Source organism: Pseudomonas sp. GW821-FHT09C10, from assembly GCF_059418085.1.
In genome coordinates, this window is record NZ_JBWKPE010000001.1 from 304,027 (window position 1) to 317,020 (window position 12,994).

General features: G+C 54.5%; 3 protein-coding genes. All 3 read left to right on the plus strand.

Features of this window, described 5'->3' with window-relative positions; genetic code table 11:
- Window positions 1-127 precede the first annotated feature (127 nt).
- Genes AC07OT_RS01380 through AC07OT_RS01390 form a run of 3 tightly spaced genes read left to right on the plus strand, consistent with a single transcriptional unit; the run spans window position 128 to window position 12,987 of the window.
- Entirely contained in the window at window positions 128-6,637 is a 6,510-nt protein-coding gene (locus tag AC07OT_RS01380; RefSeq protein ID WP_495107207.1) for a hypothetical protein, read from the plus strand.
- A 2-nt stretch (window positions 6,638-6,639) separates the two neighbouring features.
- Entirely contained in the window at window positions 6,640-9,417 is a 2,778-nt protein-coding gene (locus tag AC07OT_RS01385) for a DISARM anti-phage system protein DrmE domain-containing protein (protein WP_495107208.1), read from the plus strand.
- Between the two features lie 9 nt (window positions 9,418-9,426).
- Window positions 9,427-12,987 (plus strand): helicase-related protein, encoded by a 3,561-nt coding sequence (locus tag AC07OT_RS01390; RefSeq protein ID WP_495107209.1) that lies wholly within the window; start codon window positions 9,427-9,429, stop codon window positions 12,985-12,987.
- Window positions 12,988-12,994: the final 7 nt, after the last annotated feature.

Genomic DNA, 12,994 nt, shown 5'->3' on the forward strand with positions numbered 1-12,994 from the left:
ACTACGCTTCGTCATTCAACTGCCGCGCAGGCAGCGTGGAATGCCTCCTTCCGATGGGATGTTTTACCCGTTTGGAGAGAGGTTTGCTCTGGCGAGCTTTCCCCACCTAGTCTGATATGGATATCAAATGCCAAATCTGATTTGCATCGATGTAGTCGACCAATCCCTTATTGAGCAATTTTCTGCCGATGGGGTCGGTTTTCCAGACCGCACCATGTTATGTCCCGAAACTGGTGTGCTCGATACTTCCGTGTTGGAACGGATGATCGGCATGTCCAGATCTCTTCGCCGGATCGAGCAGGCGAACGTGAAACCCGGATTTCGAGTAATGGACTTTCAAAAGACCTCCATTGGTCGTCTGAAGCTCCTACTCAAGGACTTGTTCAACCTCCAGCAGCGCTTGCTCAAAAAGTCGAAAAGAATTGACGGATACCGCAGCTGGGAACGAGTTGTCATGAACGACATAGACCCGACCTGGCACGAACTCGAAGGCGCAGTGGCGCAGCGTTTCGGTGAGCTGACTCAGGAAGACCAAGACACTTTGAGCACCATGCTCGAAAAACGGCTTGATTGGGTTGATAGCGGGAAGAACTGGGAAACCGGACTAAAGGACTTCATTAAGAGTCGCACGTACGTCGATCAGTTAGGTGGAATGGTGGGGATCCTGTTCGATCGATTGGCGAGCTGGAACGAGCTCGACAACGAGGAGCGTCGAACGCTGGCAGATGGCGTCTATGCCATGGCCACGCCTTTCGGCCACGAGCTACTGGGTATTTTCTTGACGTGCCAACCTGAGCTGATGGGGTACTACTCCACGATGCTGGAGGACGAGAGGAAGGCCAGACGGGTTGGCGTGATAGACTCGGTAGAGCAGCCAGGTCAGACAGCGACACCCGTCGAGCCGCCGACTGCATCAATACCCCCCGCCGCACCCTTGAGTCTGTATGCCCTCTATGCTGAGCTGTTTCAGTTAGCCGAGCAGGCAAAAACTGATTCAGGCAACCTTCACTATGCCGAGCAAATCGAGGCGCTGATCTCCTCAAACCTTCCTCGTCTGAAGGAAGAATACTCACTCAGCGATGATACGGTTCGCAAAATACTTGGCGAGTGCATCGACGTTCTGATCAAAATTGGTCGTGAGCTGTCACTGCAGAATTTCGATGACGAAGAGTTTCTAATGGCCTTTAAAACGGCCTGGCTGGAGTTCTTCAACGAGCGTTTGCAGGATGAGGTACCGGAAACTTTCTTGGCTGATTTGACCGACGAGCGTGAAGTAGAATCGGTAGAACTCAAGACCCGTCTTGAGCAAGCTCAAGCGCAGTGCGTCCAAATCGAGAACGACTTGGCTGGTTTCAACGAGAAACTCAAGGTTGCCAATTTTCGTGAAAAAGGTGAATTGCGCAGCAGCATTACCGAGGCAGAAGAGTCTCGCGTCAAGAGCAGTAGGCTGCACCAAGAGGTGGAGCAGCAAGGATGTGACCTGTTGCTGCCACCCGGGTACCGGCTTGATTCACTCTCGGCAGACGGGCAAGAAATTGATCTGACACCGGACGCTTATCACCCCTCCACCAAGGCTGCCTTTACGGCCTGGTCACGAACGTCATCTGCTGATCTGGCTACTCCGCCCCTTCCCAATCCTCTTGGTACACAAAGTAAAACCCCTGTTGGTGATATATCGCCGGCCTCTGTGGTTGGTTTAGGCGCGGATGAAGCTGACGCAGGCGATGAAGAGCCTCCGACCGCTGATGAGCCACAACAAATGGCTGCTCCCGAGGCTGCCTCAGAGCCAGCATCTCTTCCCGAGCCTGAAATCAACATAGCGCTTGAGCCCGCCGTCAATTTTGTTGATCCGGTTGAGAGACAAGACGCAGCTTCAGATCCGACTCTCACCAGTATCGAGAACGATGTAGCTGATGAGTCAACTATGCAGGAAGCGTCGGAAGATGAAGTCAATGTCTCTCGATTCTTCAACAAGCCAAGGGAAACCCTAGAGCGGCTGGAGCATTGTCAGCAGACGATGGATGTCGTTCCCGCGATTGCAGTAGAAAACATCGCATTGCTTTGGTTGAAACGCGGGCAGCTTCCACTGGCCAGCAAGACGCTGGAAATTGCAGGTCGAATGGGCCTTGCGGGTGATCTGTTGTCGCTGCCACTGGTTCAGGCGGCATACCATGGCATGCACGTTTGGCGTGGTGACTCTGCGACCGTAACCCGGGTTCAGCAGAACCTGCATCAGCTGTCCTCGGAGATCATTGAAAGCTGGATTTATCGACGCCCAGGTGGACGTGTTGTTCCCTACCTGGTGTTCGCCGCTACACTTCAGCCCACGTTGTTCTTCGGAATGATGACCAACGCGCCACGCTTGCTCGGCTCTGTCCTCGGCAACTTCGATGGCCCGGTGTCCCGGTTGATCGAAGAAGTGGTCAGTTTCTCCAGCCACAATACTCGTCTGGATGTGGATACCCTGCGTGAGCAACCCACAAGCAACGACAAAGAGGCGCGTGACAAACTCGCCGCCCGTCTTGTTGAGTGGCAAGACCGTATTTTGAACAAACAGACCGGATGGGCTCCGGCTCGCAAAGCCATGAAGGAATGTTTGGCACGTGAAGACTTTGATCTCACCTACAAGAGTATCACCAGAGACGATGCTTCACGGATAGACGACGTGCGTGCGTTTGCCGATCTGTATCGAGACAAGGATGAGCAGTCTCGGCTGATGACGGCTGAAATTCACAAGATGATGAACGAAAGCACCTCCGCTCCGCAGATCGAAGGCAACGCTAAAAATTGGTTCCTAAGGTCAATTGACGAGATCGTTGACGTCGCCGATCGGTGGGTCGAAGGCCATAGCCTGCTGGGTCGACGCACCAGCGAAGTCAGTAAGTTCGCCCCACGCTTCCTTACGATGCTTACTGCGGCGTCCGCGCACCTAGAGCAGCGCCTCCAGAACACCGAAGATCCAGAGCAGCAAGCCGGCTTACTACTCGCCATCAGTGTACTCCAACGTATCAACAAAGTGGCAGAGCGACATGAAGAAACGATTTGGGAGATCTCCCGAATCAATGGCTGGCTTCAGTGGCCTTCGGAATGGCTGGCCACCTCGCCAGACGACAATCCTCATCATCAATTGGCCCTTTTGACGAGCCTGCTTGAAAAGGGCGTCAGCGATCTGGAACTTGCCGATCAAGCGCTGGAACGTAAGAACTTCCGTCATGCACTGCTTCTGACCCTCAACCATGAAGACGTCCACAAGGGCTCAATGGCGGAGAACATCGAAGCGATCAAGCGCTCGTTCTTGGAAGATGTTCGCCAATGCAACCTGCGAAGCGATCAGATAAGGGGGTTGCTGGATAACGCGAACATCGCCTCGCTGATCGACGATGAACGACATTACCAACTGCGTGGCGAGCTTGAGCACCTTCAGGATCAACTCAAAAGCCTCAAGGCGCTGGATGACATTGGCGAGATTCACCACAGCTTAGACACCCTTGAGTCAAGCATCGTAACCAAGTTCACGACCAAGAAGCAGGAGCTTGAGGCATCCCTGGATTCACTCGTTAACCAAGCTTTGGTTGATCGCGGGGTGGATTGGGTACCCGCAGTGTGGCAGGAACAGATCCGCTCGGCGCTCAATACACATGACACGACCGTCGCCGAGGAGATGCTTGAACATCTCAAGCACTCGTTGGACAAAGGCGAGGCGCTGCAAAACGAGACCGAATCTGGTACTGAGCTGCTCAAGCGCTTTCTCCTGCTTGAACCACAGCTCTATTCAATGCTGAGTCAGAATCGCAATCCTCGTGAAGTGATCCGCCATGTTTCCAGCGCAAGCTTGAAAGGTTTGTCTTTGGACACCTTGCCTGCCTACTACAAACTGGCCATCGAGGATCTGATCAGCCTGCGCCGCCGCGTCAAGTCATTGGACAAAGCAACCTACGAAGAGCTGGTACGCATTCTATATGCCTTAGGTCTTGAGGCCGCGACACCCTTCTTTAGCAATGCGACCTCGCAGCGTACCGCCTTCTCCTCGCGAAGCCACATTGCCCACCTCACCTTGAACGTGAGACGGCATGATACGGGGCGTGGGATCGTGTTCTTCAACCAAAAATCTGAAGAGCAGGCCCTCAACGTATTGATTGCCAACGGCGAGTGGACGCTCACTGAGCTTCGCACACTGCTGACCGAGCAGACCCAGTTCCTGCACGAACGTACGGTGTTGATATCGGCAAAAGAGCTTTCGAACGATGAGCGCAACGAGTTGGCCAAGTTTTCAAAACAGCAGAAACATGCGCTACTCCATGTCGATCCCGTCCTGATGACCATGTTGGCTGGTCTCAACGTACCGGATCACCAACGGCTCAAGACCTTCCTGCAACTAAGCTTGCCATGGACGTTCAGTAACCCGTACACCGGCAACCAGATGCAGCCGGCGCCACCGGAAATGCGCTATGGGCGCCAGAAAGACATTAAATCGCTGACCACCATGCGTAACGGTGCAGCCATGATCTTTGGTGGCAGACAACTGGGTAAAACAACTCTGCTCAACGAAACACGGCGTTTGTTCCACAACCCTGAGCTTCATCACCATGCCTTCTTGTACCAAATGGATGGAGACCTGGATCGCGCCAACCTTTCTGGCAATGAGCTCGAAAAACACCGGAATCGGGTTTGGCAGATGATTCACCACGCTGCCGTCACGAGCGGTTTGGTCAAAAATTCGTCCCCCTCAGACGCTGATGGGATGGTCGATGAGCTGCGGGATTATTTTTCCAAAGACAACCCAGATGCGCTTATGGTTTGTCTCGACGAAATTGATCCGATTCTGGGACTTGATGCTGCGAACGGCTTCCGCATTTTCCGTGAGCTCAGTGGCTTAGTGAACAACAGCAATGGCCGGTTCAAGGTCGTAATTGCGGGTCTGGAGAACGTACGCCGGTTCGCTGACGCCCCGAACTACCCGCTGCACCAGCTCGGCAGTGCTATTCAGGTCTCGATCATGAGCCCTGCAGAAGCGCTTCAGCTCATTCGCGAACCACTGGGGCATTTGGGTTATGAGTTCGAGTCTCCCTTGCTCATGAACAGGATTCTTGTCGAAACAAACCGCCATCCCGGCCTGATTCACATTGTCTGCCATGAACTGATCCAGACCCTGAATGCACGTCACAACCGTCGCGTGGGATCGGTCACCATCACCGCTGAAGACATCGAGCAGATTCGAAAGGATCCGAACATTCGACAGCTCATCTGCGACCGCTTTGACATCACGCTGAACCTTGACCTGCGTTACAAGTTGATTGCCTACAGCCTGATCTCGCAAAGCACCAGCAGCTTCTCTCCCAGCCGTGCGAAACTCATTGTCCAGGAGTGGGCTCCGCATATCTTCGAGCCGATGACCGATGCGCAGTTTGAAGCGTTTCTGGATGAGCTGTGCGGCCTAGGCGTACTTCAGTACATGCGGCGCACCGAGGGCGGCAAGGAATACGCTCTGCGCAATACCAACATCATGAACTTGGTGGGCGGCCAACAGAACATCGAAGACAAACTGCTGGCTGCAGTAGATGCGATCAATGAGAACGACCCATTGTCCGCGCACGCATATCCGGTTAACGCTACACGCCCATCCCCGCTTACGCTGCGAGACGAGAAATTGCTCATCAGCGAAGAGGTGCGTGAAAAGCCTACATTTGGTGCCATTGAGGCGCGCTCTTCAAACTACTCCGTCGGCATCATCACAGGGTCGGAGGCCTTGGGGCTGGATCCTCAGTGGATGCTTGAGTCTCTCCTGGCAATTGGGGAAGAGGAGCCTGTCCTGACCACCAACCAGAGCTCTGGCCGCTACGTTCCAGCTCACAAAAGAGACACCGATCTCGGCTCAGCCAGTGAGTTCAAGAAGCTGTTGGTCGAGAGTGTCATTGGTGTTCAGTCGCTTCGCAAGAACATCATGTTCTTCGTTGAGATTACAGGTGAACAACCGATCAGTCTGACGTTGGATCTGCTTGACGTTGCACACGAAGCACGACTGAACACCAACGCCAAACGCAACCGCGTTCGGGTCATTTTCCTCATGTCGCCGCGAGCCCTGTGGCAGTGGGAATCTAATCCTCAGCTCACCCAAGGCCGAGAAACCATGCAGCCCTTCATCGCCTTGGATGTCTGGAAGAAGACCGCAATGGCGCACCTGCTGAACAAGCTAAACCTTGAGAACACTTCAACATCGACCAACACCTTGGAAAGCTATAGCCAGGGATGGTACTTCTCCTTGGACAGGCTGTTGGCTGCCAAGAAAAAGAAATCCGATGTAGTCAAGGTGAGCGGCTTCGGTGCGGCCTACACATCTGTGCTTCAAGCCAAGCCCAAGAGCATGGAAGAGTTCCTCGGAAAGACCGGCGTAACCGCTGTGAGCTGGGGGCGGCAAGTGCTGAGCGCGCTGTGTGAGCAAGAGCGCTTCGATGAAGAAGATATTGAGTTGCAGCTCATGGATGACTATGGGGATGTCGATCCACAGCAGGCACTTCGTTGGTTGACCCGCTTGCGCCTCATCGTTCCTTGCAGAGTGGCTAAGAAAAATTTCTATCGCATTCCTGAAAGCATTAAGGCTGCCCTGCTCAGCAAGGCGCCTCAAGAGGCCAAGGCCTAATCATGACCCAGCAAACAACAGGTCAATCTGGCTGGGTGCAGGTGATGCAGGGTGCGTGGGGAGCAGTTCCCGCTAGTGAACTACTCCACCCCAACTCAGAAGCGTGGTCATCAATCAATTTGACCGCTCCTGATGTAGCCGAATGCACAAGTTTCGCGGTGGCGGGACGGGCTCTGAAATACGGTCAGTCAGTGGCGATTGCGCTGCCATTGATGGGTGGGGAAGGTATCACCCGACTGATGGTATATCTGCAACGGATCCGGCTGGATTCACTGCAAGGGGGGATACGTTCGCCTTGGCTCAATCCGGGCAACATGGAGCAATGTCCGGACATCGTATTTATCTCCCGGCCCCGTAACGGTTTCCACGATCTCTCGCGTGTAAAGGCCTTGCGTACTCGCGTACTGCGAGCATCTGACCTCAAGCGCAACAAGGCATCCGCCTCCCAAACGCTAGTTGTGGATGGCTCCACGGACGTAATGGAGCTGGTTGAAGCGATCAGCAAAGCAAGCAAGCCTTTCGTTCTCGTCATAGATGGTACGCTTGGAGGAAATGAAAACTTCGCTGCCGTGGATAGCGCACTGTCAGAGAGTTTCCCTGAGGTACCTCGAATCACGTTGCTCTCGCTGGGTGACAGCGAATCTCTGGACAGGATCCGCTCGAACGGAACTCGTAGCCATCTATGGGTGATGCGACTTGGCGATACAGCTTTGTTGACTTCACCTGCAGGATCCGACTCCCGGTTCAAACTGACGGTGATCCAGGATCGAAGGGCCAACTCAGAGCTGGGACTGATCGCTGATCGGTTCTTCGATTTACGACGCGAGCTGGATCGAAAGGATTTCGTGCTGAAGGAACGCTTGGCCATCATCGGCAAGGTTTTTCGCAGCCTCAACGAGTTGTGCCTCCCCCTTCCCTACTTGGAGACGACATTACAGGCAGCGACTCGCCCGGGTCTTTTCCCTATTCGTTGCTTGGAGCGATGGCTGCAAATTGCCGACAAAGGAAGCTGCCTGTTCGGGGAGTCAGATGTGGCTTCACGCAACCTGATTCAGCAGTTAAGGGACTGGCACCAGTTGCTTATGCAGTCCATCACAGGCAAGGCTAGATGGCTGCTAAAACACCTTAAGGATTCATGCGCGAACAAGACTGATACGTTGGTGCTGTGTGGCAGCCCCCATGAAGTAGCAGCCTTGGAACATTGGTTCGACAATGAACTCGACGAAGGCTGGAACGAAACCATTCAAATCACCGCGATGGATGGCGTGAAAGCCTATCGACAGTTCTCTGGGGTAGTCGAAGAAGTCGTCATCGTAGGAATGCTATGGCCTAATCGGCAGCACTGGTTAGCTACCCCATGTCGCCGTCTGACTATCCCAGCCTACGAATATGAGAGGCCCTTCGTAGAGCGCATGCTTCATTTATGGTGGTCTAAGCATGGCGTTCAAAGCCGTATCGATGGTGACAAGCTGACTCACTGGCAGCTCGGCTGGAATGATCGTCGATGCGACGATATCGATACGCTGCAGCCGTCCTTGGCCCTGGAAACGTTCACCCTCCCCGATTGCAGTCTGTATCCGGCAAAAGAACGTGCGGTCTCTATTCCGCTGGCAATGGAGTTCAATAATTGGCTCGATCTGCTGATGGAGCAGCCCGTCGAACCTATGGCCTCTGTGCAGAGCGGCGAGTCCTTGGTTCAGGATCTTGTCTGGATCTACCTCGAAGAGGCGAAGGCAGAGCTGCCCTGGAGCAAGACCCGTCCAGTGCTCGTGCTTCGAGAGGAAGAAATTCACCCAACGCCTGCCGATGAACTGACTGAAGGTGATCAGATCATCCTGCTCCGACACACTGACGAGCGTATCGCCACTCAAGAAAAGCTCTTCGAGATGGTGGCTCTTTCAGAGGGCATGCAGCAGTTCCTCAGAGCCGCCAACCGCTGGAGAACGATGGTCGATACCGTCTCCGCACAACTGACGGTGGCCCAGGTGCAAACCCAGTTGCGCAAGGAAAAGGTGAGTGTGTGCGATGCGACGGTGGGCAACTGGTATCGTCACAAGGTATATGGCCCCCGTGACCGAGCGGCGGTCACCGTGTTTGCTCGTCTTTCCGGTGCCAAAAATCCCGAGAGAGCGGCACTCTACGTAGCCAATGCCATCGAGCAGGTACGAATCGCTCATCAGCAGATTGGCAACCAGCTTCGCCGAGCCATTCTGGAAAGAGCTGCAGGTGCTACCACCGTCGAGATAGGCCAGTTGACGATGGACGGATGGGCCTTCGACGACATGATCGAAATATCGGTGGTGAAGTCGATCCGGACGGCCACCAAGCAGGTCATTTCGTCAAAAGAGGAGGGCTTGATCGACATCGTCAATGGGGTTGCGGACACACATCCTGGGCGTATCCACATGACCACCCCGGCTCTCAAGTCCCTGCGCGACTCGGTGTACCGTGACCATGGAAAATTCCGGGCTTGCCTGTCACTGATGGCCACAAAGTTATACGACCACTACAGTGAGAAAGCGGGTCGACTCCATGACGTGCTTGAGCATTTTAAGCTGGAGAGCATCGACTTCGAACCCAAAATGTCCCCAGTGACAATGGGTATGTACGCAGACAACCGCAAATACAAGGGTAAGCCCGCGAACATGAACAGGCACTTCTGCCTGGGGAACGCCCGCGATCCGTCACGCACATTGCGTATTCACTTCGACTGGGATGCAGATGATAAGGTACTCGTCATCCATCACGCCGGCAAACATCTGGAAACCACACAATCTTAAGGACGAACCATGGCTCTCAACTACCGAGAAGAAATGGGCCTGACGGCTGCATTTCTTGAAGAGATGCGCCTGCGACTGAGTGACAAGGACGTGGATGTACTGCCACAAGACGGCAAACTGTATGACGGCATCGAACCCAACCGCATCAGCCTGGTTGGCTGCCTGGGCGCAGCGCCCGACCCCGCCTATACAGGCCCGCAACCTCCAAACTCAATCGGCATCGTGCTCTTGGTCTCTCCCGATAAGGAAGGTTGGATCAAATGTGAGCTAAGCGGTCAATTCGATGTCGTGCATCGCTACATTCCTGACTTACGCAGCGTGGAAGAAAACCTGGTGCTTGATGCCGGTTCACCAAAAAGAGGCCAAGTTCTGCCCATAGCGTACAAGCGCTACACGGTGTGTTTCTCATCTATCATGCTTGATCTTGACTCCCACAAGCCCAACGAGTGGGTCTCAGGAAAAGCTGCAATCGAAGCTGTGCTGAAGGCGGAACAACAACGATGGGTTAGCGATCCTCGGGTCATGCGGCGCTGTCACACGAATGCGAATGGCAACGCGAAATTCGGTTACAACTGGAGCGACACGGCTCTGGCCGATCAGACGAGCCTCAACCGTACCGTTCATGAGCAGATCGTCAGTGACCAAAATACGCTCCTCAACTATGCGATAAACCTGCGTGCACGCCTTCGCCCTACCCCATCAGCATTCGGTACGAACGCTCAAGGTAGCCTCCTGCTAGAAGTGTTTCTGGAAAACCAGACGACCACCGAGCATGCCCGAGTCTTTGGCGTCGACTCCCCATACCTATTGGATGCCCGCTTGGCCACCAAACTCGTTGCTGGCGAGAACTATAAGGTGCCCCATCGTCTGCAGCCGGAAGAATACCGCTACCGCGATAATGACGGCCTTCCTGGCTACGGCATCAGCTGCGCGGTCGTTGAGGTAGAAAATAAGCTGTTCATGACGGATGGAATGCCTACCTACGCTCAGCCCCGGGTTGATGCTCCATCGCCTGCCGAAGTCGGAATGGACTCAGCCCCGAGCTATGAAATGCTTGCCCGCGATCCACTCCTGGTTTGCGACAGCTTCCTGAAAACGCAAGAGAGCTACCTCGGCGAATGGGCAAGTCGTATCAGTGCATTGGAATCAGCAGGGCTGATGGCAGATAAGGATGTTGCTATTGCTGACCGCAATGCCTTTCAGGAGGAAACCAGCCGGATCCGCGACGGTGTTGAGCTTCTGCGCAAACATGACGACCTGCGTCAATGTTTCCAATGGATGAACGAAGCAATGGGCGCCGCCATCAAGATTCAGGGGAAAAGGTTTACCGGATGGCACTTGTTCCAACTCGGTTTCATTCTCTCGCAGATACGATCGATCTACGAACGGCATGCCACCTCGGCTGAACTCCGAGGCAGCATGGAAACAGCAGACGTACTATGGTTCGCCACGGGCGGCGGCAAGACCGAGGCGTACCTCGGTATCATCAGCATGGCGTTGCTCTATGGTCGGCTTAAGGGACGCGATTACGGCACGACTGCCTGGCTCAGATTTCCATTGCGGATGTTGTCCGTTCAGCAATTCCAGCGGCTTTCCTTCGTGCTCGCCCAGACCAACATCCTGCGTCACCGTGAGTGTCTTGGCGGATGGCCATTCACGATTGGCTATTACACAGGTGAAGGCACGCCAAACCGGGTCAGCAGCACTTATGGCGAAGACGTCCAGAAAGGCTTCCTGCCATCTTTCAGCGACGAGCGCCTTAAGTCCTACCAGTTCATCTCCGATTGCCCTTATTGCGGAACCGCCGGCTCCATCAGCGTTGCGACCGATATGGCTCGCGCGCGGATCAAGCATGTCTGTAGCAACCCCGGATGCTGGTCGAACTGCGAAGCCGATCCAGGAGAACATGGACAGGGTATCCAGGGGGAGATTGGTATCTACGTCTCAGACGAAGAATGCTACCGGTATCTGCCTTCTGTGCTTGTGGGCACAGTGGATAAGCTCGCCGTCATAGGCCATAACCATCGTTTTGTGAACTTCTTTGGCGGGGCGCGTTACTTCTGCCCTGAGCACGGTTTCTCTCAAAGATCCAAATGTGAACATCGTCGCATCGAGCAACGAAGCGAGAAATGGGAGGCCCTCGACTGCGGTAACAATACCCGCACTAGCGTGGTCAGAGTGGTGCCCACTTCCCCCATGAAAGACCCAGGTTTCTCGCTGCTGGTTCAGGATGAGCTGCACTTGCTTCGCGAATCCCTTGGCAACTTTGACGCTCATTACGAGACCTTGCTCAGCACCCTGCAGATCAGTCACGGCGGGCGTGCGCCCAAAGTGCTCTCTGCAACAGCCACCATCAAGGATTTCGAAGACCACATCCATCACCTGTACCTGCGCAACGCCGTTCGCTTCCCTGCCCCCGGCGTCAACCAGGGCGAGTCCTTCTATGCTCGCAAAGCGAAGGATGACGAGACAGGCTCACACCTGATTCGTCGCTGGTTTGCAGGGATTCTCCCCATCGGTCGTGGCCGTGTTGCCATGAAAGCGGTGGCGGAAGCCAGTTCTCGCTTCCTGGATCAGGTAGATGACTGGCGAGGCAAGCTTGCAAACGGTGATGCACAACTGCTCAAGGCAATCGGCATAACCAATGGCCAGAATCAGGATGCCCTTCGTTACATCGAGAAAAACCTGAACACCGACCTGGTGTATGCCAACAGCAAACGCAGCATCACCGAAATCATGCGGTACATGGAGGAGGTCAACAGCAAGACCAATTTGGAGCGTAAAGCTCGGTTGCTGGATGGCGAAACCCGCCTGGACATGATCCTAGACGCAATTCGTCATGTCGAAACCAAGGATGCTGATGACACCTGCCGACACATCATTGCCACCAGCGTTGTGTCGCACGGAGTCGACATCGCGCAATTAAACTTCATGATCGTCGCTGGCTGGCCAAAATCGACGGCGGAATACATCCAGGCCTCCGCTCGAAGTGGCCGCGTTCATCCGGGCATCGTGCTCTGCGTGCTTTCATCACATCAGCTGTTTGAGTCTGGTGTTTTCATGAACTTTGGCGACTACCACACGTTCCTTGATCGCCTGGTTGACTCGGTTCCGATCAACAGATTCGCTCCTAACATCATCGACCGCACGCTACCCGGGGTCATGTCGGCAGTACTGCTCAACTGGGCCCCGCAGCAAAGATGGGGAGGCGACCTGAGCCACAGGGTGACCGACCTTGTCACGCTACTGCGAAGCGACATGGGAAAGGCCGCTGCAGCAGAAATCAAAACTGTCGTGATCAATGCGCTGCGCATCCCGGCAGCGCTGAGCAATACGTTTGACTCGCGAGTGATCGCCGGGTTTGACACCGCATTGATGACCCGTGTCGACAACGCGTTTTTTGAATTAGAGCGGTGGCCGGGAAGCAAGAACGAACAGACGTTGAGCGAAGCACTGGGTGACATCTTCGGGTATGCCCCATTTCGCTCGTTTCGCGACATCGAAAACCAGATTGTGATCAAGCCAGTCAACAGTGCGGCTGATCAAGTATTCATGGCAATAGCCAGGTGAGGAAGGA

Coding starts and splice junctions, on each gene's coding strand:
- AC07OT_RS01380 (WP_495107207.1), top strand. CDS start 128: ATGCCAAATCTGATTTGCATCGATGTAGTCGACCAATCCCTTATTGAG.
- AC07OT_RS01385 (WP_495107208.1), top strand. CDS start 6,640: ATGACCCAGCAAACAACAGGTCAATCTGGCTGGGTGCAGGTGATGCAG.
- AC07OT_RS01390 (WP_495107209.1), top strand. CDS start 9,427: ATGGCTCTCAACTACCGAGAAGAAATGGGCCTGACGGCTGCATTTCTT.